The 21,346-nt window shown below is 67.8% G+C and carries 23 protein-coding genes; 11 read left to right on the forward strand and 12 right to left on the reverse strand.

Going from position 1 to position 21,346, the window contains the following annotated elements; all coding sequences use genetic code 11:
• Nucleotides 1-120 precede the first annotated feature (120 nt).
• Nucleotides 121-939 (reverse strand): AfsR/SARP family transcriptional regulator, encoded by an 819-nt coding sequence (locus QMG73_RS39785; RefSeq protein WP_281904357.1) that lies wholly within the window; start codon nt 937-939, stop codon nt 121-123.
• A 217-nt stretch (nt 940-1,156) separates the two neighbouring features.
• Here QMG73_RS39785 and QMG73_RS39790 point away from each other — a divergent pair, with 217 nt between their 5' ends.
• Genes QMG73_RS39790 through QMG73_RS39800 form a run of 3 tightly spaced genes read left to right on the forward strand, consistent with a single transcriptional unit; the run spans nt 1,157 to nt 3,806 of the window.
• Nucleotides 1,157-1,762, forward strand: coding sequence for a hypothetical protein (locus QMG73_RS39790; protein ID WP_281904359.1), 606 nt, complete (start codon nt 1,157-1,159; stop codon nt 1,760-1,762).
• Nucleotides 1,749-3,257, forward strand: coding sequence for a vanadium-dependent haloperoxidase (locus QMG73_RS39795; protein ID WP_281904361.1), 1,509 nt, complete (start codon nt 1,749-1,751; stop codon nt 3,255-3,257). The genes QMG73_RS39790 and QMG73_RS39795 overlap by 14 nt, the downstream gene beginning before the upstream one ends.
• 45 nt (nt 3,258-3,302) lie before the next feature.
• Complete coding sequence (locus QMG73_RS39800) at nt 3,303-3,806, forward strand: hypothetical protein (RefSeq protein WP_281904362.1); 504 nt, start codon at nt 3,303-3,305, stop codon at nt 3,804-3,806.
• A 54-nt stretch (nt 3,807-3,860) separates the two neighbouring features.
• On the opposite strand, the gene QMG73_RS39805 is transcribed toward QMG73_RS39800, so the two are convergent.
• The 5 genes from QMG73_RS39805 to QMG73_RS39825 all read right to left on the reverse strand — a co-directional run bounded on the left by QMG73_RS39805 (nt 3,861) and on the right by QMG73_RS39825 (nt 9,800).
• Nucleotides 3,861-4,856, reverse strand: coding sequence for a class I SAM-dependent methyltransferase (locus QMG73_RS39805; RefSeq protein WP_281904364.1), 996 nt, complete (start codon nt 4,854-4,856; stop codon nt 3,861-3,863).
• A complete protein-coding gene (locus QMG73_RS39810) occupies nt 4,834-6,009 on the reverse strand; it encodes a pyridoxal phosphate-dependent aminotransferase (RefSeq protein WP_281904365.1) in 1,176 nt (391 codons plus the stop codon). The genes QMG73_RS39805 and QMG73_RS39810 overlap by 23 nt, the downstream gene beginning before the upstream one ends.
• Nucleotides 6,010-6,049: 40 nt before the next feature.
• Nucleotides 6,050-7,231 (reverse strand): type III PLP-dependent enzyme domain-containing protein, encoded by a 1,182-nt coding sequence (locus QMG73_RS39815; protein ID WP_281904367.1) that lies wholly within the window; start codon nt 7,229-7,231, stop codon nt 6,050-6,052.
• Nucleotides 7,221-9,005 (reverse strand): GNAT family N-acetyltransferase, encoded by a 1,785-nt coding sequence (locus QMG73_RS39820; RefSeq protein ID WP_281904368.1) that lies wholly within the window; start codon nt 9,003-9,005, stop codon nt 7,221-7,223. Before QMG73_RS39820 ends, QMG73_RS39815 begins: the two co-directional genes overlap by 11 nt.
• 75 nt (nt 9,006-9,080) lie before the next feature.
• The gene (locus QMG73_RS39825) at nt 9,081-9,800 is read right to left on the reverse strand and encodes a DUF169 domain-containing protein (RefSeq protein ID WP_281904369.1); all 720 of its coding nucleotides are present in this window, start codon (nt 9,798-9,800) and stop codon (nt 9,081-9,083) included.
• Between the two features lie 103 nt (nt 9,801-9,903).
• Between QMG73_RS39825 and QMG73_RS39830 the strand changes: the two genes are divergently transcribed.
• The gene (locus QMG73_RS39830; protein ID WP_281904370.1) at nt 9,904-10,614 is read left to right on the forward strand and encodes an alkylmercury lyase family protein; all 711 of its coding nucleotides are present in this window, start codon (nt 9,904-9,906) and stop codon (nt 10,612-10,614) included.
• Between the two features lie 32 nt (nt 10,615-10,646).
• The gene (locus tag QMG73_RS39835) at nt 10,647-11,411 is read left to right on the forward strand and encodes a PIG-L deacetylase family protein (protein WP_281904371.1); all 765 of its coding nucleotides are present in this window, start codon (nt 10,647-10,649) and stop codon (nt 11,409-11,411) included.
• A gap of 35 nt (nt 11,412-11,446) precedes the next feature.
• On the opposite strand, the gene QMG73_RS39840 is transcribed toward QMG73_RS39835, so the two are convergent.
• Together QMG73_RS39840 and QMG73_RS39845 are read right to left on the reverse strand one after the other, a co-directional pair.
• A complete protein-coding gene (locus QMG73_RS39840; RefSeq protein WP_281904372.1) occupies nt 11,447-11,782 on the reverse strand; it encodes an ArsR/SmtB family transcription factor in 336 nt (111 codons plus the stop codon).
• Between the two features lie 47 nt (nt 11,783-11,829).
• Nucleotides 11,830-12,537, reverse strand: a complete 708-nt coding sequence (locus tag QMG73_RS39845) for an AfsR/SARP family transcriptional regulator (protein WP_281904374.1) — start codon at nt 12,535-12,537, stop codon at nt 11,830-11,832.
• 123 nt (nt 12,538-12,660) lie between these two features.
• Between QMG73_RS39845 and QMG73_RS39850 the strand changes: the two genes are divergently transcribed.
• Both QMG73_RS39850 and QMG73_RS39855 read left to right on the forward strand, forming a co-directional pair.
• Nucleotides 12,661-14,037, forward strand: coding sequence for a CUAEP/CCAEP-tail radical SAM (seleno)protein (locus QMG73_RS39850; protein ID WP_281904376.1), 1,377 nt, complete (start codon nt 12,661-12,663; stop codon nt 14,035-14,037).
• A gap of 65 nt (nt 14,038-14,102) precedes the next feature.
• On the forward strand, nt 14,103-15,065 hold the full coding sequence (locus QMG73_RS39855; protein WP_281904377.1) for an alpha/beta hydrolase: 963 nt from the start codon (nt 14,103-14,105) through the stop codon (nt 15,063-15,065).
• Between the two features lie 103 nt (nt 15,066-15,168).
• Here QMG73_RS39855 and QMG73_RS39860 read toward each other — a convergent pair whose 3' ends face one another.
• A complete protein-coding gene (locus tag QMG73_RS39860; RefSeq protein WP_281904378.1) occupies nt 15,169-15,477 on the reverse strand; it encodes a hypothetical protein in 309 nt (102 codons plus the stop codon).
• A 295-nt stretch (nt 15,478-15,772) separates the two neighbouring features.
• Nucleotides 15,773-16,222, reverse strand: coding sequence for a hypothetical protein (locus QMG73_RS39865; RefSeq protein ID WP_281904379.1), 450 nt, complete (start codon nt 16,220-16,222; stop codon nt 15,773-15,775).
• Nucleotides 16,223-16,324: 102 nt separating this feature from the next.
• On the opposite strand from QMG73_RS39865, the gene QMG73_RS39870 reads away from it, so the two are divergent.
• On the forward strand, nt 16,325-16,747 hold the full coding sequence (locus QMG73_RS39870; RefSeq protein ID WP_281904380.1) for a MerR family transcriptional regulator: 423 nt from the start codon (nt 16,325-16,327) through the stop codon (nt 16,745-16,747).
• A 268-nt stretch (nt 16,748-17,015) separates the two neighbouring features.
• Here the strand turns inward: QMG73_RS39870 and QMG73_RS39875 are convergent, their stop codons facing one another.
• Entirely contained in the window at nt 17,016-18,299 is a 1,284-nt protein-coding gene (locus QMG73_RS39875; protein WP_281904382.1) for an MFS transporter, read from the reverse strand.
• Nucleotides 18,296-19,651, reverse strand: coding sequence for an MBL fold metallo-hydrolase (locus QMG73_RS39880; protein ID WP_281904384.1), 1,356 nt, complete (start codon nt 19,649-19,651; stop codon nt 18,296-18,298). The genes QMG73_RS39875 and QMG73_RS39880 overlap by 4 nt, the downstream gene beginning before the upstream one ends.
• A 76-nt stretch (nt 19,652-19,727) precedes the next feature.
• On the opposite strand from QMG73_RS39880, the gene QMG73_RS39885 reads away from it, so the two are divergent.
• The 3 genes from QMG73_RS39885 to QMG73_RS39895 all read left to right on the forward strand — a co-directional run bounded on the left by QMG73_RS39885 (nt 19,728) and on the right by QMG73_RS39895 (nt 21,344).
• Nucleotides 19,728-20,390: an ArsR/SmtB family transcription factor gene (locus tag QMG73_RS39885; RefSeq protein ID WP_281904385.1), complete on the forward strand. Its 663-nt coding sequence runs from the start codon at nt 19,728-19,730 to the stop codon at nt 20,388-20,390.
• A 130-nt stretch (nt 20,391-20,520) separates the two neighbouring features.
• Complete coding sequence (locus QMG73_RS39890) at nt 20,521-21,006, forward strand: VOC family protein (protein WP_281904387.1); 486 nt, start codon at nt 20,521-20,523, stop codon at nt 21,004-21,006.
• A complete protein-coding gene (locus QMG73_RS39895) occupies nt 21,003-21,344 on the forward strand; it encodes a YciI family protein (RefSeq protein ID WP_281904389.1) in 342 nt (113 codons plus the stop codon). Before QMG73_RS39890 ends, QMG73_RS39895 begins: the two co-directional genes overlap by 4 nt.
• Nucleotides 21,345-21,346: the final 2 nt, after the last annotated feature.

Genomic DNA, 21,346 nt, shown 5'->3' on the forward strand with positions numbered 1-21,346 from the left:
GGACGCCTCACCGACTTTCCCGAAGTCCTACGCACCGTCACCGGACTGGAGATCTACCGAACCTGGGGATAACCACGTTCTGAATAACGCTCCTTGGCTGCATCCAAGTGAAGGCCGAAACTACGTCGTGTACCGAATTGGGTTAAAATTGCGTTGTATATCTGGTGCAGCCGTTTGTGTACGGCCCAGCAGCGCTTGGTTGAACATCGGTGACGGTTCCGCCCCGAGATCCTGCCGCAGGCGGGAGCGGTACGCGTCGTAATGGCGTACCGCGTCGCGATAATTGCCTTGGGCGAGGTGTGCGTTGATCAATGCGATGCTGGCGCTCTCCCGGTGAGGGTCGGCTCGCACCGCGGCCAATGCGCAGTCGACGGCCGCGCCGTGCCAGCGGGCGCTCGTCAGGCGCTCGCAAAGGGCCTCAAGGCAGTGCAGGCGCAGCTGGCGGAACCGTTCCCGCTCGGGGTGTAGCCAGGCCTCGTTCGTGTGATTGGGTAGCAGGTCCTCGTAAAGGTTGATCCGTATCGCCGCGCTGAGCTGCGCATCGGTGAGGACGCTCGTCCGGTCCAGCAGAAGCCGGGCAAGGGCGACCAGTTCTCGCGTGTCGACCTGCCAGTCAGGCGGGAGTCGCAGCTCAAAGGGGGTGGCCTCCACAATTCTGTGTGGCAGGCGCAGCAAGCGCCACAACGTCGCCCGCAGGTTCGCACTGGCGCGGCTCTCCGGAATGTCCGGCCACAGCGTCGCCGCGGCCCGGGAGCGGCTGACCGACTGCTCGGCCAACGCGAGCATGGCCACCAGCCGTTGGCCGGCAACGCCGATCGACAGCAGGTGCGGTCCAGCGGACACCCCGAAGGCGCCCAACAGCCGGACCCGCAGCACGGTGCCATCCGACGAATTCACATTCTGTTCGACGGACTGTCCAGAAACGACGGATCTGCGCATTCGGTCCCACCCGTTCACCTCGCAGAAGTCGCCGCATGCACAGCAATGTGATCTCACAGCGACATTCCTCGATTACTTTACGGCGCTCTGGTCATCACCGGAACCCTCACGAGTCCATGACTCTGGCGTGACGCCGACATAACGGCGCGACACGCGGCGGTGTGACGGTGCTGTTGGACAGTTGGGCCCAGTCCAGTCTCGAATCCGCGCCAAAGGAGTGCTCACCATGGAACGACGGCAGGTATTGAAGACCGCCGCTCTGGGGGCCGCCGCCGCGGTCGCCGTTCCCACCACGCTGGCCACGACCGCCCAGGCGGCGTCGGCCAGTGAACCGACGTTCGGCGACCTTGGCGCCGGCATGTATGCCGACATGTCAACCGCGTTCCACCCCTCACCGTTCAACTTGAACCCGGTGCTGGTCACCTGCGCGGTTGGAACCACGGGGGCGATCCCTGGCGTCATCGGCTCCTTCGCGATGGAGATGTTCTCCGTGGGAACCCTCACCTACACGGTGGACCGCGCGGCCCGCACCATCACCGCGCAGGGCCGGATGCGTTCGATCACCATGCTGCTCACCGGCGTGGTCCTCGAGGACGTCGAGCATGACTTCGCCGCGATCGGCATCGACAACCGGGGGATCACGGCCGACCGGTTCGAGATGCACTACACCACTCCGCTGTGGAACGGCGGCCTCCTAACCGCCATCTCAACCGCTTCGACGTTCCGCTCGGACTGGAAGATGTTCGGCGGTGCGCTGCTCTCAGGCACCCTCGGCCTGCTCGGCCCGAAGGTCTACCTGGGCGGAATCAATGTCAATCCGTGAGACGTTCAGCCGCCGGAGCCTCCTAAAAGGCTCCGGCGCCGCTCTCGCGGCCGTCGGCGCCGGAGCGATTGGCGGTGCGCTCGCCACTCCTCGCCTGGCGTCCGCCGCTGGCGAGAACGTGGTGATCGGCTGGAACAAACAGGTCATCGAGTCCGTCCGTGTGGATCCCTTTGGTCCGGGCCCGTGGGCCCGTTCGCTGGCGATGGTGCACACGGCTATGTACGACGCGTGGGCCGCGTACGACTTGCTGGCGAACGGCACCAGGTACGGCGGCGCACTGCGGCGGCCGCTGCTGGAGCGCACGCTGGCGAACAAGATTCAGGCGATGAGCTACGCCGCGCACCGCACGTGCGTCGACCTGTACCCCGCCCGCAAGCCGATATTCGACGCGTTCATGCAGTCTCTCGGCTTCAACCCCGCCCTCAATCCGACGGACGCCACCTCGCCGGCGGGCGTGGGGGTGACGGCGGCCGCGGGTCTGCTGGCGTACCGTCACAACGACGGCTCGAATCAGCTCGGCAACCTGGCCCCTGGTCCCTACTCGGACTACACCGGCTACGTGCCAGTCAACCAGCCGATGGTCGTCAGCGCCCCGTTCAACCCGGCGACGCTGCCAAGTCCAGACCAGTGGCAGCCGCTGACCTACGTGAACCTGTTCGGTCAGACGGAGACGCCAACGTATCGCCAACCGTTCTGGGGACAGGTAACGCCTTTCGGACTTCTGTCCGCGGCGGTGCACCGCGACCTGACCGGCCCGGAGAAGTTCGGCACGCAGGGCTACCTCAACCAGGCCAACCAGCTACTGGCCATGAGCGCCAACCTGACCGAGAGGCAGAAGGCGGTGGTGTCGTACTGGCCGGACGGGCCGGACACGGTTCAGCCTCCGCCGCCGGCGCACATTTGCCAGTTCCTGCACTTCGTGTCGGCGCGTGATCAGCACAGCCTCGACCAGGATGTGAAACTGTTCTTCGGCGTGACGAACGCGATGTTCGACGCCAGCATCGTGGTCTGGGACAACAAGCGCCTGTACAACTCGGTCCGGCCGATCAGCGCTATCCGCAAACTGTTCAACGGTCAGCAGGTCAGTGCCTGGGCCGGCCCGGGCCTGGGCACACAGCTCATCAACGGTGGCACCTGGCATCCGTACAAGCCCAGACACTTCCCGAGCCCACCCTTCCCGGCGTTCATCTCCGGACACGCCACGTTCTCCGCGGCGTGGGCGAGGGTCATGCAGCTGTTCAAGCTGAACGACACCTTCGGCTTCTCCGTCGTTGTCCCGGCCGGATCGTCGGTGGCCGAACCGGGCCTCGCCCCAGCCAGCGACGTCCTGTTGCACTACCCGACGTACACGTCGATGGCCGAGGACGCCGGGTTGTCCCGCCTGTGGGGCGGGGTCCACTTCCCGGACGACTACACCAGAAGCCATCTGCTCGGGCTGCTGCTGGGCGCGCAGGTGTGGCTCAAGTGTGAGCAGTACTTCCTCGGGCTGGCGTGAATCTGGTTCATCAGCTGTGTGTCCGTAGAGAGGATGGTGGTACACATGGCATCTGTCAGCCGCTGGGGGCGGCTGTGGTCCGTCCTGCGAGTGCCGAGCGTCATCGGGCTCAGCGTGGTCCTGTTCGGTGTGTACAGCTGGTTCGACCTGCGGGCGGCCGGCTTGCGCAGCAGCCTCACCACAACCGAGGTGACCACATTCGACGGGCTCGTCGCTGAGCAGGGAATGGCGTGGGTCGTGGTGATGGTGGTCCTCAACGCGCTCCTCGCGGTAACCGCCGCGGTGCTCGTCGTGGAGAGCTTCCGCCTGGTCAAGGCCCGCCGTTCGGCGGCGGCCACCGGCGCCTGCACCGCCGGCGGTGGCCTCCTACTCGGCCTCAGTACGTTTGGCTGCCCAAGCTGCACCATCCCTCTGCTGGGCACGCTCGGGCTGACGTTCGCCGCCTCGTCGTTGCCCTTCGCGGGCTTGGAGTTCAAGGTGATCGGGCTGGCCATCACCAGTGGCATCCTGTACTGGATGCTGCGCCCGGCCAGGCAGTTCGTACGCTAAGTCACTGGATTTCGTGGCGCCTGCCAAGCCGGAGCGGCTTGGCAGGCGCCATTCTCATGCGACGCTGGCGACGAAGCAGAAGGCTTCGCAGATACCGGCGGGCTCGGTGCGCAGCACCTTCATGCCAGCCTCCGCGAGCATGCTTTCCCAGTCATCTCGGCCTATGAGGCGCTGATGCGAGAACTCGTGGGTGAGCTGGTACTCGGGGATGAAGCGGAGCCCTCGGCGGGGTCCGTCGGCGGGGACACGGGACACCTCCACCATGAGGAGGCGGCCGTCCGGACCGAGCATTTCGGCGATGTCGCGTAGACAGCGGACGACCTCGTCGCGGGTGCGTCCGTAGTTGACCTCGTGCATGACGAACATCGCGATGGCCAGGTCGATCCCGTCGAACGTGCCAGCCGGTAGTTCGTGTAGCCGGGTCGCGTCGCCTCGCAGGATCGTGGCGCGGTCGCTGAGGCCTTCCCGTTCGAGGGTGCGGCGCGCCTCCGCGCAGGCCACCTCTTCGTGATCGATGCCGACACCCCGTAGACCTGGTTCGCGTGCCAGCAGTTTGCTGAGCAACCGGGCGCTGCCACAGCCCAGGTCCACGACCCCGTGGAAACGGATGTCGTCGGTGATCCTGGTCAGTTGGCCGAGCAGGTGTTCCTCCATCGCGCTCATCCCGCTGGCCACCTCTTGGTGGGAGCGGTCCAGGTCCCCGCCGTATGTGCGGCGCCGCGCCAGCACGTCTTCCAGTGCGTTGAAGATCGGTTCGTAGGCCCCCACGTGGCTGGGGAGGTAGCCGAAGTACGGGTACATCGCCCGGGCGCGTTCGCTGAGCCGGTAGGCGTCGCCGTCGCGCTCCAAGAGGTCGCGCAGCACGAGGTAGTCCGCGAGGGCGCGTAGCAGATCGGGGTCGAAGTCCTGTGCGGCGGCCCAGTCTCCTATGTCGACTTGGTCGTGCTGCGCGGCGTCGAGAAGCCCGATCCGCCACGCGGCTAGCAGCGAGCGAGTTGCGTAGTACGCCTCGGTGTAGCCGAAGAGGTCATCTTGCGCTGAGTTGGCCATGGGTTTCTCCACGAGGGCTAGGAGGCTTGGTGAGGAAGGAGCCGATGCGCCGGAGGCCTTCGGCGATCCTGGGCGCCGGCGTGGCGTAGGACAGCCGCACGTAGCCTTCGCCGTCCGGGCCGAACTCCGGCCCAGGCACCACCGCCACCCGCGCCTCGGACAGCAGCCGAGCCGCGAATGTGTACGAGTCGTTGTGACCGGGTGGCAGCTTGGCGAATACGTAGAAGCCGCCGTCTGGTGTGCACGGGATCTCGAAGCCCAGCTCCGGCAGCCCGGCTAGGAGCAGGTCACGCCGCTCCCGCAAGGGCCCCCGCCAGCCGTCGAAAATCTCCTCGGCATGGGCGAGTGCAGCAATGGCCGCGCGCTGGACGAACGCGTTCGGGCACACGAACCCGTCCTGGTGGATGGCTTTCACTTTGGAGACAAGGTGTGGCGGTAGGACCGCGTAGCCGAGCCGCCATCCAGTCATCGCGTAGGCCTTGGAGAAGCTCTGGAGCGCGACGGCATCGGCGGTCACAGACAGGATCGTCGGGTCCAGGATGTCCGTATAGGACATTCCTTGGTAGACCTCATCAGAGATCACCAAGGGCCCGAGGTTGGCGAATTCGGTGAGGAGGTTGGCGTCCGCTGTGGAGCCGATTGGGTTGGAGGGAAAGTTGATGATGATTGCCTTGGTGGCGGGCCCGATAACGGCGGCCGCGGCGTCCGCGGTGTAGCGGAAGTCGTAGTGGCGGGTCGGCACGTGCACCGGTTTCGCACCCGCGAGCTCCACGAGGCGTCGGTATGAGGAGTACGCGGGATCGGGTAGGACTACCTCGTCGCCCGGCGCCAGGACCGCGAGGAGCACCGTGAGCAGGGCGGGTGACGATCCGGAGTTGACGATGACGCGCTCTGGGTCGATGTCTACTGCGTGCACCCGAGCGTAGAACCCGCAGATCGCCTCACGTAGCTCAAGCAGACCCGTGCTCGTCGTATATCTCGTGTGCCCGTTGCGGAGGGCGTCCACCGCCGCCTCGACGACCAGTGGCGGTGTATCGAAGTCAGGCTCACCCTTTTCCAGGTGAACCACATCCCCGCCGTCCCGATCCAGGGCCAGCGCCTTGTCCATAACCCCGATACAGGACGGCTTTTCTGCCGCATGCTGACCGTCCATGGTCACCTCCATAGTGGACGTCGGTGGCAGGCATTGTCGGTCAGGGCACGCCTGCCCTAGCTAACGCGTCGACGGGCGTCCGAAGCGCCACCAGCTCGTCGCCGTCGATCGCCACCTCGGCGGGCAGGGGATGGCTGATGAAACCGTGCGCGGCCGCGGAGAGGCCGTAGGCGCCCGCGTTCGGGAACGCGAGCACATCTCCGACCGTTAGCCGGGGAAGGTCCGCGCGTTCCGCCAGAATGTCCCAGGGGAGGCAGAGACAGCCGAGCACGGCCACCGGCACGCGGGGCCCCGACGCCGGCTTGAGGAGTGCGGGCGGGCCAACGCGTCGCGGTAGGTCCAGCCCGCACAGGTCTGGCCGGTGGTGAGTGCCGCCGTCCACGACGACCGCGGGTCGCCCCTGCCACGTCTGGTGCGCGGCGACAGCGGTCAGGTACCAACCCGCATCCGCAACCAGGTACCGCCCCAGCTCCAGCATCAGCCGCGTCTGCGGCGCCTGTGCGGCGAGCGTGCGGAGCGTTTCCGCCACGGGCCCCAGCTCCAGCTCGACGTCCCCAGGTCCGTACGGGATACCGAAGCCACCGCCGAGATCCAGCACCCGAGGCGTCACACCAAGCACCGCGGCAGCGGTCATGGCAAGGTCGTACGCGGCACGCACGTTGCCCGCAGCCTGTTCGCCGTCGAGAATCTGGGAGCCGGGGTAGACGTGGAAACCCGTGCAACGGCGCAGATACGGCCGAGCGGCGGCAAGGTCGTCGAGCGGGATACCGAAGCGCGACGCTGCGTCCATTCGCACGTCGCCCGCTGGGTCGAAGTCCGGCCGCAGCCGCAGCAGCAGATCTGGTCCGCCGTCGGTCTCGGCCAACGCGGCCAGCTCACTGACTGAGTCGACTGACAGCAACACGCCAGGCAGCGCGCCCAGGCGGGCGAGCATCGAGGGCGACTTGTACGGCCCAGTCGCCAACAGCCGCCGCGGCGCGAATCCCGCCTCCAGCGTCACCGCCAGCTCCCCAGGGGACGCCACCTCGGCGCCCACGCCCGAGTCGGCGAGCAGGCGGCAGATCAGCGCCGTCGGGTTGGCCTTGACCGAGTAGAGAATGTCGACCGCGGGCGGTAGCGCGGCGCGCAGTGCGGTGACCCGGGCCCGGATCCGGTTCAGGTCGTAGACGTACGCCGGAGTGCCGTACCGGCGCACCACCTCACGCAGTGCCTCAGCGTCCATCGTGGACCATCGGCGCGAGTCCGCAGCTGTGGACGCGGATGGGATCCTGGCATGCCGCATCTGGAATCCGGGTGAAACCGACCCGCTCGAGCGTCGGTGGCGACAACGGCAGGCGCGGGTCGGTCTCGGACACCACGCGCGTGCAGCCGCGCCGGGCCAGCTCGGCGAGCTGCGCACGGAACAGTATCGTGCCGATTCCGCGGCTCCGGTGTTCCGGAAGCACCGCGGCGCAGCACAGGTACCCGGTCTGGCCGTCGGCGAAGCCGAGGCACAGTGCCTTGTCGTCGAGCTGGATCCAGACTGGTTCGCCTCTGCACCCTTCTTCATCCAGCAGCCGGCCGGCTGCCCGGGATGCCTCGGCGGCCGGTAGCTCGTCGAACACACCGGCGGCGAGGTATGAGATCGCACGCTGACGGGCTTCCTGCGGTGGGAGCTCGAACACCCGCGAGATCGTGGTGCCCGCGGGCGGCTGGTAGGCCGCGTCGCGTTCGTCCAGCGCGCGCTCCCAGTAGTCGCATCCCAGCGGGGTCAGCTCGACCGAGATGGTGGCCGAGGCTCGGGCGAGCGCGTCCTCCACCGCCTCGTGCGTGGGCCCGCTCGCCCAGAGGAAACCGATGGGGTACGCGGTCTGCTCGGGGAAGGGCACGATCGCGTCGCCGGGCTGGCCGGTGACGACCACCTCTCGGATGCCTGGCACGCGTTGCGCTTGTTCGACACCGTGCAGCGCCACGAGCCGTCCCTCTGCCGGCACGGGCAGCATCATCGCGGCGGAGACGGGCGCGTCCGGCGCGGTCGTCGGTAGCGTGACCGGCTCGCCCATCGCCAGGCGGAACAGAAACGGGTGGATGTCGTCGCCAAGACGGTCGCGGAAGGCTTTGGAACACACGCCGCCCAGCAGCCGGCCCGCGATCTCCAGCACGTACGGCCCGGCCTCGGTCAACCGGATCTCGCAATGCGCCAGCCCGTGGTACAGCCCGAGTGCACTGGCGGCGCGTATCGCGAGCTCCTCCACTTCGCGCTGACGCCCCGGCGCGAGCCGGGCCGGCGTCATGTAGATGGTCTCCTCAAAGAACGGACCGATCAACGGGCGCGGCTTCTCGAACACTGCGGTGACCTGCGCCTGCCCACGCTGCAGGAGTAGCTCGACGGAGATCTCACCGCCCGACAGGTATCGCTCGACGAGCTGCATCCGGTGCGGACGGCCGCCGTTGTCCATGCCGTAGTCCCGCACGATGCGGCGCAGCCGGCGATATGCCGTACGCAGCTCGGTCTCGTCGTCGGCGCGGATCACACCCTGACTGGCCGAGCCTCGGCAGGGCTTGACGACGACCGGGTAGCCCACCTTGCCGGCCCAGCGGACGGCATCGTCCTCATCCGCGGCGACGATGAAATCCGCGCTGGGCACGCCGGCCGCGACGAAGCGTGCCTTCATCGTCGGCTTGTCCATCGCCGCCTCTGCTGCCTCGACCGGATGGGCCGGCAGTCCGAGGTCCTTTGCCAGGTGGGCGGCGAGGACGGTGGCGTCCTCCTCGTAGGCCACGACGGCGGCGATCGGCTGCTCGGCATGGAACTTGCGGGCCAACTCCAGCGCCTCTTCCGGGCGGAGCATGTGTACCCGTTCGAGTCGGTCGATCAGGTCGAGGTCGGCCTCACTGCAGCTGGGCGTGCGCGGCGTGAACACGAGCGAGCGGTAGCCCATCCGGTGCGCCGCAGCGAGCGGATCACTCGGTATGCAGTTTCGCGCGCCGAGAACGAAGAGGATCTGCTGGTCCACGGTGAACTCCTAGGCTCGATGCAACAGGTTAGCCTGATATTTTGGATGCTCGCAAGGCTACGAACCAGGCGGTGGTCATGGTTGGCTAGCGGTCACTTCCGCCTTGCGCCGCTGGTAGTAGCTCCGCATCTCGGCGTTGGCCTGCGAGGTTGCCCGTAGCCGGTCGGCGAACCAGGCCAGCCGGTCGCCGGGCACCACGGCGAGCATGCGATCGTCGGCGACTTCCGTGAACGTACGCATCCCGGCACACCCCAGCGTCAGTGCTGGCGTGCCGGACTCCTTGGCGACCGGAATGGCCGCGCATCCTGGCCGGCTGCCGACCCGCACCGCCTCGGAAGTCCACGCCGCGGCCCCGGTGGCCTCGTTGTAGAGCATTGCCTGCCGGGCGGTGAGCCAGAGCAGGATGGCGTGCGGGGTTACCGGGAAGTCGGTCAGCGGCCCGTACATGATCCCGGTCGGTTGGCCCTGTACGGCGGGTACCTTCCCGGCCTCCTCGGGGGCCAGATAGCCCACCGCACACATCGATTCCATCAGGCCGCCGAGCTGGTCGGTGATCTCGGTGGGCAGGCTGAAGCCCATGACCATGGCGCCTACCTGGCAGTTGAAGTGCTGCTCGGCCGTAGCGTAGAAAACCTGTTGTTCTGCGTGGCGCCAGAACGCGCAGGCGGACGGCGACACTGTGCTCGTCTTGGGGATGCCCGCTGGCTGCTCGGCCAGGAAGGCGACAGCGATCGCTGGCGTGTCCAGCGCGAGCAGGGTGCGGATATCCGTGGCCAGGGTTCGGTACTCGGTCATTGTGGGTCCCTCATCCGGGTGTGACGGGATGTTGACGGAGTGTCCTCAGGAAAAATATAAGGAAAACCTGTTGAATCTGCCATTGGCGGCCTACGATCGGGGCGTGCCAGGTTTGTCGGGAGGCGCGATGCCCGTGCCGGGCGAGGATGTGACTGACCTTGAGCGCAGGGTGCTGGCCGCCATGCCCAGCCAGTTGCTGGAGAAGGTGCGGGCCCTCCCGCAGTCGGAGCGCAAGCTATACCACACTGTCCTCAGTGGCTTCGCCGAAACCGGGCAGCCGCCGGGTCCAGACACGCTGGAGCGAGTGGCGGCACAGTCCGGTGTGGACGCTTCAGTCGTGTTCGCCAAGCTGGGCAACCTCGACATGGTCTTGACGGATCCCGGTCACCGGCTTGGGGTCCGGGTCGCATATCCCTTCTCGGCGGAGCCCACACCGCATCAGGTGATGATCGACGGTGGACCCACCGTGTACGCGATGTGCGCCATCGACGCGCTGGGCATCCCGCGAATGCTGCGCCGTACTGGCGTGGCGATCTCGGTCGAGCCCGAGACCGAGGCGCCGATCGAGGTCCTGATGCAGGACGGCCAGGTCACCTGGAAGCCGCCCGATTGCACCGTGCTGCTCGGTAGGGCCGCCAGGTGCGCGGACGCGGCGAGCGGCTTTTGCCCATTCATCAACTTCTTCACGTCACCGCACAGCGCGCGAGCCTGGACCGCCCGCCATCCGGACGTCGAGGTTTGGCAACTCGGCCAGGACACAGCTCTGCGACTTGCCCGCCGCTCGTTCGGCGACCTGCTGACCGTCGCCGCCTAGCCGACAACTAGTCAAGGAGATAACTGACCATCATGTCCGAGCTGCTGCCCACCCTGCCGGAGAACTGGGAACGGTGCCTGGCTGTCTTCGCACACCCCGACGACATCGAGTACGGCACGGCGTCCGCGGTTGCGCGGTGGACCGCGCAGGGCAAACATGTCACCTACCTGCTGGCCACTCGAGGCGAGGCCGGCATCAATGACATCCACCCCGACAAGGCCGGACCGCTGCGCGAGGCTGAGGAGCGGGCTGGTGCCCGCGAGGTCGGCGTCGACGTCGTGGAATTCCTCGACCATCGGGACGGGGTCGTCGAGTACGGGCCGGCGCTGCGCCGCGACATCGTGCGGGCCATCCGGCGGCACCGGCCCGAGGCCGTCGTGACCGGCGCCTTTTCAGCACGTATGGGTGGTGGCGCGACGAATCAGGCCGACCACCGGGCTGTGGGTCTTGCCGCGCTCGACGCGGCCCGGGGAGACGCCGGCAACCGGTGGATCTTCCCGGAACTCATCGACGAGGGCCTCGAGCCGTGGGGAGGGGTGCGCTACGTCTTCGTGGCCGGCGCGGAGGACCCCACGCACGGGGTGGACGTCACCGGTGAACCGCTCCAGCGGGGCATCGCTTCGCTGGCCGCGCATGTGGAGTACACCAAGGGTCTAGGCATGGCTGGAGCCGAACCCGGGCCCTTTCTCACCTGGCTGGCCCGCCAAGCTGGGCCGGCGCTCGGTGTGGAGGCGGCGGTCCTGTTCGACGAGTACTGCCTCGCCTTCGAGGGCACGCCCCCGTGGCTCTGTGAATGAGTCGGCAATCAGGTCTGACCGCCCTCCGCGGGCGGTCAGACCCAATCCGGTCCGATGCGGCCGCATGAGGCGAGGTGCTCGGCCTTGTCGGCGACCAGGTCCTGGGTGACGTCCAGGACCGAGCGGAGCCGCGGGTCGGTGACCGAGTAGATCATGTTGCGGCCCTTGCGCTCCGCCTCGACGACTTGGCACCAACGCAGGCAAGCGAGGTGGTTGGAGAGCCGGCTTTGCGACAGGCCGGTCTTTGCGATCAGTTCGGAGACGGTGTGTGGGCCGGTCAGCAGATGCGTGAGGATGGCCAGCCTCGTCGGATCGCCAAGGACGCGGAAGAAGCGGGCCTGGGCGGTCGGGGTAACCACGACGGACGGCATGTCTTGGAGCATATATCGCGTTGCGGAGGTCAGCCGCTGGGTGCGACTCAGGCACCCCGCAGCAGCGCAAGCAGGTCCAGGGACGGATCGAGACCCAGCTCGCCGCGCATTAGCTGCTGGCACTGTTGCGCCTGGCGTCGCGCCTCGCAGATGTTGCCCTCGGCGAGATGTGCCTTGATCAACATGCAGTGGGCGCTCTCGCGCAGGGGGTCGGCGGCCAACGCCGCGAGTCCGGCGTCGATGGCGGCGCCGTACCAACCGATGGCCGTTAGCCTTCCGCACAGTGCCTCCAGCGCGTCGAGGCGAAGCATGCGGAACCGTTCGCGCTCCAGGACCAGCCAGTCGTCCGGCCAGTCGGGCAGCAGGTCCACGGTCAGTCGCGCGTGTATCGCCGCGCCGAGCTCGCTGGTGGACATTCGCACCGACTGGTCGAGCAGAAGCTCGGCGGTATGGACCGCAGCGTGCAGGTCGATAGTGACCTCGGGAGCGAGTCGGATCTCGGCCGGGGTCACCTTGACCATCGCCGGGCAGCAGCGCTGGATGCGCCACAGGGTCGTACGCAGACTTCGCGCGGCGCGTTGCGGCGGGATCTCTGGATACAGCTCCCTGACGACCAAACGTCGATCCAGCCCTTGCTGGCGCAACGCCAACAAGGCCAGCAACCGCTGGCCGGCGAAACCGAGCCGGGGTTCACAGCACGCAGCGATGAACTCAAACCGGTCCAGCAGTCGGAGGGAGCAGGCCGCCCGATCCAAGCAGTTCGCCATGATCTACACCCTGAGGTCGCCGAGCATCAATCAAACAGGTTTTCATGATGTATTGTCGAGGTGGCGGGAGCCCCCCGCCAGACAAATTCGCGACACGGTGGAGGTGAAGCCGTGACCCGCGTGCTTCTCGTGTCCACGTACGACCTCGGACACCAGTCGTTCGGTCTCGCGTCGCCAGCGGCATGGTTGGCGGCCGACGGTGCGGAGGTCAGCTGCCTGGACCTGGCGGTGCAGACCTTGGACGAGGCCGTCGTTCGCGCGGCCGACCTGGTGGCGTTCTACCTGCCGATGCACACCGCGACCCGCATCGCGGCGGACCTCATCCCCCGCGTGCGGCTCCTCAATCCGCGGGCTCGGCTTTGTGCCTACGGCCTCTACGCCCCGGTGAACCGCGACCTGCTACACGAACTGGGCGTCGACGCGGTGATCGGCGGCGAGTTCGAGGAACCCCTCGCCGCGCTTGTGCGTGGGGACGGCGAACACGACACCGTCTCGCTTGCCCGCCAGGACTTCCTCGTCCCGAGCCGCCAGGACCTGCCAACGCTCGACCGTTATGCCCACCTGACCCTGCCCGACGGCACCACCAGGACAGTTGGATACACCGAGGCCACCCGGGGCTGTAAGCACTTGTGCCGCCACTGTCCAATCGTCCCGGTGTACGGCGGCCGCTTCCGGGTTGTACAGCGCGATGTGGTGCTCGCCGATATCCGACAACAGATCGCCGCGGGGGCACAGCACATCACGTTCGGGGACCCCGATTTCTTCAACGGACCGGCACACGCGTTGGCGCTTGTGCGCTCGATCCACGAGGAGTTCCCCGAGTTGACCTACGACGTGACGATCAAAGTCGAGCACCTCGTGGCGAACTTGGATCGGATGTCGGTGCTGCGCGACACCGGCTGCATCATGATCACAAGTGCCGTCGAGTCCGTCGACGAGCGCATTCTGGAGATCTTCGACAAACAGCACAGCCGGGCGGACTTCCTAAAGGTGGTCAACGGGCTGCGGGAGGTGGGCATCCACCTGAATCCCACGTTCGTGGCATTCACGCCGTGGACATCACTAGAGGGGTACATGGCGTTCCTCGACGAGATCGACGAACTGGACCTCGTCGCCAGCGTCGCGCCCATCCAGTACGCGATTCGGCTGCTGATCCCGGAGGGCTCCAAGCTGCTCGAACTAGCAGACGTTCAAAACCTTGTGGAGCCGTTCGACCGCACGCGGCTGTGCTACCCGTGGCGTCATCCGGATCCCGCGGTCGACGCGCTCCAAGAGGCCGTGTTCGCGCTGGTCGCCGAGGCGACCGAACGACGGGAGTCGCGCGCTGCCGTCTTCGACGCCGTCAGGCCCCTCGTAGCGGCTCAGGTTGGCGGTCCGACTGTCACGAACCCACGCCCGATCCGTACGTCGCGTCCGGTGCCGCAACTGAGCGAACCCTGGTACTGCTGCGCCGAGCCTACCGAGGACCAGCGCATCTCCCCGATATAGGCGGTCGGATGGATTTCGCTCGGATGCATCCCCAGGCTCGGGCCGCGTTGGGCGTGCAACGGCGCGTGCCACTTACCTGTGAGAATCTGCTGGCCGTCCGCCGCAGCATGATGGATGCGACACCAGACGAGGCGGGTACGGGACCCGAGATCACTACAGTGGTCGACGTCGAAGCGGATGGCGTGCCCGCACGGCTCTACCACGACGGCGAGGCGGACACCGCGCCGGTGCTTCTCTTTGCGCACGGTGGCGGATGGGTGATGGGAAACCTCGACACCCACGATCCACTGTGCCGGCAACTGGCGGTCATGTCCGGGTGGGCTGTGCTCTCGTTGGACTACCGGCTTGCTCCGGAGCACCCATTCCCGGCCGCGATCGACGACCTGGAACGCGCGCTCGGCTGGCTGCGCGGTGGTGGTGCGACCGCGCACGGCCTCGACCCGAGGCGTATCGCGGTGGCGGGCGACTCCTCGGGTGGGCATCTGGCGGCGGTCCTGGCCAGGCGGGCTCGCGACGCCGGCGTGGGCTTGGCCGTCCAGCTGCTGATGTGCCCAGTGATTGACCCGGATGCCATCTATCCGGCGCTGGACGAGTATGGGCTGCACCGCGACGAGATGCGCTTCTTCTGGGATGCCTTTGCGCCCTCTGGCGTCGACCGTGAACATCCCGATGTCAATCCGCTGCACGGTGATCTCGCGGGGCTGCCGCCAACCGTCGTCATCACCGCCGAACTGGACCTGCTCCGCGACGAGGGCGAAAGGTACGCGGCGCGGCTCATCCGGTCGGGCGTACCCGTCATCGCCGTCCGGTACCAAGGGCTGATCCACAATTTTCCGCGCAAGCTGGCACTGTTCGACGCGGCCCACATTGCCGTCGCCCAGCTCGCCGCGACGCTTCGGCGATGGGGCGGACCAGCGGCTGAGGCCAGCGACGGAACGGCTCCACCAGGGCCTGCGCGCCGTCGACCCGGACACGTCCCATCTGGGATGAGTCGCCGCCGCGTTGTCGATACCGGCCACGTTGGGTAGTGCGAGATGCTGATGTTCGCGGCGAGGGGTCCATGCGCGGGGCGCCGCCGCCGATCCGCCCTTCGTGTGCGCCACGGTGCGTCGAGTTTGGGAACCGTTTGGTTCAGTTGGCGGTCGTGAGGTAGGCGACCACGAATGTGTCGATGGTGAGGGCGCCCCGCGGGCCGATGTGCTGGGTGAGTGCTCCGGCGGTGAGCAGGGCGTGGATGGTGCCGGAGTAGTCGCCGTCGTCGGCGTGGTTGTTGGTGTGGCCCCAGATGGCGCAGTCGATGGGTGTGTGGCCGTCGTCGAAGGCGCAGTAGCCCCGTCCAGCACGTCGGTGTAAGCGGCTGGCACGCTGATGTCCAGCGCCAGCGCCTCCCCATCGGTGGCCGGCTCCGGCGTGACGGTGAAGGTGAAGAACGAGCAGCATGTGGTCTCCCGCGCGGTCAGGTCGCGCACCGTCTCGGCCAGCCCGGCAGGGCCGGTCAACGACATCCACACCTGGCCCGTTGCGACCCGCGCCATGCCGCGTACCGCCGTGGCGAAAGGCGTCGAACTCGGCAAGGCGCAGCGGCTGATCCGCCGTCGGCAACGTGCATGCGTTCGATATCTGGACATCCATCACAACCCCCAGGTGCTCCGGCGCCCGTCTCCTCGACGGTAAGGCTGTACCTGGGTACCGGATGCCACCCGGCCGGGCCCGCCGGGTAGACCCACGCTTGCGCTCAGGCGTCGACGTCGATGCGGTCGAACCGCATCACCGTCCCGGACTCGTTCGTGGTGACCGCGATCCCGCTGTTCGCGAGCCGCTCCTTCATACCGGCCACACCGCCGGCGACGTTGTCCGGTGCATCGTAGAACTCGTCCAGCATCATGCGAGCCGTGTCCGGGTCGTCGTTGGCGCCTCCGTCGACCAGGCTGATGTCCCACCACACCTCGCCACCGGTGGCGCTGATCCCGAAGTCGTAGAACGGGCAGCACGCCTTCTCCCGGGCGGCCAGGTCACGCACCCACGCCTCGACGCCGCCGTCGGTGCGGAACCGCAACCGGACCCTTTGCTCGGTCCGGTCCCGTCCGGCCAGTGACTGCGCGAACAGCCGACCATACTCGGCCATTCGCTGCTCGGCGGTGTCCGGCGCGCCGGTCAGGTCGCACACGATCGGAGCCGTTGCCACGCTCGGATCAATCGACATCTCGTTACCCCTCTAGTGCGTTGTGTCGGGCTCTACCACGACCGTAAACTCTGGACTTGAGTCCAGAGTCAAGAGGTGACTGGCATGAAAATTGGCCAGGTGGCGTCCGAGGCCGACGTGACCATCGACACCGTTCGGTTCTACGAACGCCGCGGCGTCCTGCCCGAACCGGGCCGTCGTCCTTCGGGGTTCCGGGAGTATCCGGCGTCGACTGTGGAGCGGATCCGGATGGCCCGCATGCTCCAAAACCTTGGCTTCACCCTCGACGAGATCATCGAAATGCTGCACGCCCACGACACCGGCACCGCCACCTGCGACAGCGAACAGTGGCGCCTGGAAGGCGCCCTCGACCGCATCGACGCCAAGATCGCCGAACTGCGCCGCACCCGCCGGCTGATCTCCACCACGATCAAGGAATGCCGCACCGGCCATTGCCGCTTCGCCGGTCAGCTCGAGGGCGACCGGCCGCTCAGCCGCACCGAATCCGACGGGAGGGGGCACCGGTGAGCTGGCTTCGTGCGCATGGCGAGGTTGTTGCTTCCGGACCCGGAGCCGGTGAACACGATTCCGGCCGGGTCGATGCCGTCAGCGCCGCCACTTGCGCACTCGCGGATTCGAGTGCTGCGGCGGGGCCGGCAGCGTAGCGGTGGTTACTGGACGGGGTGCCGAAGCAGGTGACCAGGTAGGACCATGGCCGTGATCACGACTGGGGCGACGGGTGCGGTGGCGTTGTAGTCCAAATGGGTCGGTTCGCTGTCCAGGCCGCGATGTGTGTTCATCCTCCGCGCCCCTTTGTTGAAGTCGACGCCGGTTGGTGGGTTTCGTACATGCGGATCGCGACGACGATTCCGGAGCCGGCGGTGATCGCCGCGATGAGCCAGATCGCCGCCCGCAGGCCGAGCAGGTCGGCGGTGATCCCGGCGATCAGGGCGCCGATGGCGTAGCCGAGGTCGCGCCAGAGGCGGTAGACGCCGACGGCGCGGGCCCGCCAGGTGGGGTGGGCGACGTCGCCGATGACGGCGAGCAGCACGGGATACACCATGGCGGTGCCCGCGCCCATCAGGACGGCGGCGATCGCCCAGGCGGCGAAGCCGGTGGTGGCGGCGACCAGGGCGATTCCGGTGGCTTGCAGAAGCATCCCGGTGGTGATGAGCCGTTTGCGTCCCCACCGGTCGGAGAGGCCGCCGGTGATCATCTGCCCGAATCCCCACACGGCCGGATACAAGGCAACTAGGACGCCGATGCGGGCCACGCCAAGGCCGGAGGTGGCGAACAGGATCGGGAACAGGCCCCAGGCGAGGCTGTCGTTGAGGTTGTTCACCAGCCCGGCCTGGCTGGCTGCGGAGAGGGCCCTTTCGCGGAAGCTGGTGAGGGTGAAGATCTGCCGCCCGGTCAGGCCGTCGTGGTGGTCGCTGTTGGCCGGGGTGTGGGTGCGGGCCTCGTGCTGGGCATGCTGGTGGGTCTCGGTGACGAATACCGTCGATAGGCCGAGTCCGAGTGCGGCGAAGGCGAGGCCGAGCAGAAACGGCGCCGGACGCAGGCCGTGTTCGGCGGCCAGAGCGCCGGTCGCCGCCGAGGTGGCGGCGAGGGCCAGGTAGCCGGCGGCCTCGTTGAAGCCCATGGCCAGCCCGCGCCGGGTCGGGCCTACCAGGTCGATCTTCATGACGATGGTGGTGGACCAGGTCAGGCCCTGGTTGATGCCGAGCAGGATGTTCGCGGCGATGACCCACCACCACGATGGCGCCCAGATCAACAGCACCGGCACCGGGAGGCCGATCAGCCACCCCGCGACCAGGACCGGTTTGCGGCCGTAGCGGTCCGATAGGGCACCGGCGGCCAGGTTCGTCAGTGCCTTGGTCACGCCGAACGCGACGATGAAGGTGAGTGAGGCGGTGAACGCGGTAATGGCGAACACCTGGTCGGCTAGCAGAGGTAGCACGGTGCGCTCCTGGCCGATCATTCCGCCGACGAGGGCGTTGACCGCGACCAGGAGGGCGAACTGCGGCAGGTTTTCGCGTAGACCCAGCCGCGGCGGCGCCGGTGGCGAGGTGGCGGTCATCGGCCGGTGGTCAGGGTGCGGCGCGTGGCTGTGGCCCAGTCGTGGGCGCTTCCGGCGAGGATGGACACGCCGCTGTGGCCGGTGCGTTCGAGCAGACTGGCTCCGGTGGCAGCGCGCTCGCCGTGTCCACACATCACCGTTACCGGTCCGCTCGGCACGCTGTGGCTGCGTTCGGTCAGGTCGCCGAGTTCGATCAGGTGGGCGCCCGGCAGGTGCCCGGTGGCGGTCTCGCTGACCTGGCGCACATCGACCACATTGGTGGTGTCCATTTCGGACGCGTGCACCACCAGGGTCGTGGCCATCTGTTCGCCGGCGGCCGACCAGGCGGCGAATCCACCGTGGAGTTCACCGGCGATCGTGGTGTAGCCGACGTTGAGGGCGGGCCACAGGATGTCGGCGGGATCCTGGCCGGGGTTGCGCACGATGACGATCGGCACGTCGGGTGGGATCAGCCAGCCCAGCCAGGTGGCGTACTGGGCGCGTAGCGGGATCGCGACCGAGCCCGGGATGTGTCCGGCGGCGTAGTCACGCGCCGGCCGCACGTCGACCACGATCGCGCCATCGCCGAGCAGACGCCGCACCTGGGCGGCGTCGAGCGGGGCGAGTAGCGGCGGGGAGGTGATCAGCTGACCGTGCCGGTTGAGCTCGCCGAGCCGGGCGAAGTAGGACGGGTAGGAGCCGAGGCTGTCGATCAGCATTCGTGCGAACGTGTCCGCATCGGGGGCGGCCAGCAGCGGGTTGGCCCGCTTCTGTTCACCGATGCTGGAGGTGCGTGCGGTGCCGGGCGGGGCGGAGCAGAAAGAGCCCGCACCGTGGGTGGGCCACACCGCGGTCGTATCCGCCAAGGTGGCCAGCCGCCGCAGCGAGTTGTACTGCGCGCGGGCCAGCTCCTCGGTGTGGTCGGGGCTGATCAGGTCGGTGCGGGCGGCGGCTCCGACGATCAGCGACCCACCGGTGAACACCCCCACCTCTCGATCGCCGTCGAGCAGCAGGAACGACAGGTGCTCCGGGGTGTGGCCGGGCGTGGCCAGGGTGCGCAGGGTGAGCCCGCCGAGGTCGACCTCGACGCCGTCGTCGAGGCCTATGTGGTCGAAGGTGCGCCGTCCGGCGGCCGAGGCCAGGATCCGTGTGCCGTGGTCGTGGGCGAGCTGGCGAGCGCCGGACAGGAAGTCGGCGTGCAGGTGGGTCTCTGCCGCGTACGCGATCCGCAGGCCGTGCTCGGTCGCGGCGGCGTCGGCGGCGCGCAGGTCCAGAGACGGGTCAATCGCGAGGGCGCGTGCGTCGCCGAGGTCGAACAGGTAAGCCGAGTTGCCCAGGCCCTCGTCCACGAGTGGAATCAGCTTGTCGTCCACGTGCCTCACGCCCCTGCCAGTGCGATTGGCGACCACCGGTCACCATCTCCTACACTATTCCATAGATCTTTGGAGGATGAGTATGGGTGACCGTCAGCGCAAGACCACGCTGTTCGATCAGTTCGCCCGGGTCGGCAAGGCTCTGGCTTCGGGTAAGCGCCTGGAGCTGCTGGACCTGCTGGCCCAGGGCGAGCGTGACGTCGCCTCGCTGGCGGCTGCGGCGGATCTCGGGCTGACCACCGCGTCAGCGCACCTGCAGACGTTGCGCCAGGCGAACCTGGTCACCACCCGCCGCGACGGCACCCGCGTCCTGTACTCGTTGGCCGGACGCGACGTCGCCGACCTGTTCGCCCGGTTGCGTGAGGTCGCCCAGTCGCACCTCCCCGACGTCGAAGCCGCCCGCGTCACCTACCTCGGCGACGACGGCGGCCGGCCGGTCACCCGCGACGAGCTACAGCAGCTGGCCAAGGCCGAGACCGTCACGGTGCTCGACGTGCGCCCGCGTGAGGAGTACGCGGCCGGGCACATCCCCGGCGCGGTCAGCATCCCCCTGGACGAGTTGTCCAAACGCCTCGCCGAGCTGCCCGGCGACGGGCAGATCGTCGCCTATTGCCGCGGCGCTTACTGCGTTCTCGCCCACGACGCGGTACGGCTGCTGCGCGCCCACGGCCGCGACGCGACCCGCCTGGCCGACGGGATGCTCGAGTGGCGCCTCGCCGATCTGCCCATTGCCGCCTGAACTGGCCCGCGGGCGTCCCTTGGCTTGAAGGACCAGCCGATTCAGACCTGGGGCCGGTGTGGGTGTCCGATCGCGTGTCGCGCCGGTCGTCTGACTGGTAGGAGGCAATAAAGCGAGGAGGAAATTCGAGATGACCGCAGCCAAGCCCAACCCGATTCCCGACACCTACCGCCGGATCACCCCGTGCCTGGTGGTCCACGGCGCCGCGAAGGCTCTGGAGTTCTACGCGCAGGTGTTCGGCGCCACCGAGCGGATGCGGTTCCCGGGCCCGAACGGAACCATCGGGCACGCGGAAATCGTGATCGGCGACTCGGTGGTCATCGTGGAGGACGAAGACCCGCAACGGGGCACGACAGCGCCGCCGGCTGGAGGGTTGCCCGGCAGCCCGGTGTTCCAGTTCATCTACGTCGACGATGTCGACGCCGTGGTGGCCCGGGCGGTCGAGGCCGGAGCGGCGTTGCTGCGCGCACCGCAGGACCAGTTCTACGGTGACCGGGACGGGCACATCGTGGACCCGTTCGGGCACGGCTGGGTCGTCGCGTCGCACGTGGAGGACCTGACCCCCGAAGAGATGGGGCAGCGGCTCGCCGCCCTGTATGGGGAGGACGAACGATGAAGTACGTGCTGCTGTTCGTAGACACCGAACAGTTCGCCGCCGACCTGGAAGCGATGGGCCCGGCCGAGCGCGAACGGGCCTACGCGCGGGTGGGGGAGTGGATGGCCACCCACCGCGACAAGATCCGCGGCGGGCACAAGCTGCAAGGCCCGCAGACCGCCACCACGGTACGGCTGGACCAGGGGGAGCCGGTCATCATGGACGGGCCATTCGTGGAGGGTAAGGAGGTGGTCAGCGGGTACACCGAGATCGAGGTCGCCGACCTAGACGAGGCGCTGCGCATGGTCGCCACCTGGCCCGGCTGCCCGATCGTGGAGATCCGTCCGCTCGAGTCCTGAAC

It is taken from the genome of Phytohabitans aurantiacus (genome assembly GCF_027923225.1).
GTDB classification, from domain to species: domain Bacteria; phylum Actinomycetota; class Actinomycetes; order Mycobacteriales; family Micromonosporaceae; genus Phytohabitans; species Phytohabitans aurantiacus.

Excerpts from the sequence above, each read along its gene's own strand:
- QMG73_RS39840 (WP_281904372.1), bottom strand. The coding sequence starts at position 11,782 with ATGCCGTCCGTCGTGGTTACCCCGACCGCCCAGGCCCGCTTCTTCCGC.
- QMG73_RS39785 (WP_281904357.1), bottom strand. The coding sequence starts at position 939 with ATGCGCAGATCCGTCGTTTCTGGACAGTCCGTCGAACAGAATGTGAAT.
- QMG73_RS39895 (WP_281904389.1), top strand. The coding sequence starts at position 21,003 with ATGAAGTACGTGCTGCTGTTCGTAGACACCGAACAGTTCGCCGCCGAC.
- QMG73_RS39885 (WP_281904385.1), top strand. The coding sequence starts at position 19,728 with ATGAGTATGGGTGACCGTCAGCGCAAGACCACGCTGTTCGATCAGTTC.
- QMG73_RS39805 (WP_281904364.1), bottom strand. The coding sequence starts at position 4,856 with ATGGCCAACTCAGCGCAAGATGACCTCTTCGGCTACACCGAGGCGTAC.
- QMG73_RS39860 (WP_281904378.1), bottom strand. The coding sequence starts at position 15,477 with ATGCTGCTCGTTCTTCACCTTCACCGTCACGCCGGAGCCGGCCACCGA.
- QMG73_RS39815 (WP_281904367.1), bottom strand. The coding sequence starts at position 7,231 with ATGGACGCTGAGGCACTGCGTGAGGTGGTGCGCCGGTACGGCACTCCG.
- QMG73_RS39835 (WP_281904371.1), top strand. The coding sequence starts at position 10,647 with ATGTCCGAGCTGCTGCCCACCCTGCCGGAGAACTGGGAACGGTGCCTG.
- QMG73_RS39795 (WP_281904361.1), top strand. The coding sequence starts at position 1,749 with ATGTCAATCCGTGAGACGTTCAGCCGCCGGAGCCTCCTAAAAGGCTCC.
- QMG73_RS39825 (WP_281904369.1), bottom strand. The coding sequence starts at position 9,800 with ATGACCGAGTACCGAACCCTGGCCACGGATATCCGCACCCTGCTCGCG.
- QMG73_RS39810 (WP_281904365.1), bottom strand. The coding sequence starts at position 6,009 with ATGGACGGTCAGCATGCGGCAGAAAAGCCGTCCTGTATCGGGGTTATG.
- QMG73_RS39870 (WP_281904380.1), top strand. The coding sequence starts at position 16,325 with ATGAAAATTGGCCAGGTGGCGTCCGAGGCCGACGTGACCATCGACACC.
- QMG73_RS39800 (WP_281904362.1), top strand. The coding sequence starts at position 3,303 with ATGGCATCTGTCAGCCGCTGGGGGCGGCTGTGGTCCGTCCTGCGAGTG.
- QMG73_RS39890 (WP_281904387.1), top strand. The coding sequence starts at position 20,521 with ATGACCGCAGCCAAGCCCAACCCGATTCCCGACACCTACCGCCGGATC.
- QMG73_RS39875 (WP_281904382.1), bottom strand. The coding sequence starts at position 18,299 with ATGACCGCCACCTCGCCACCGGCGCCGCCGCGGCTGGGTCTACGCGAA.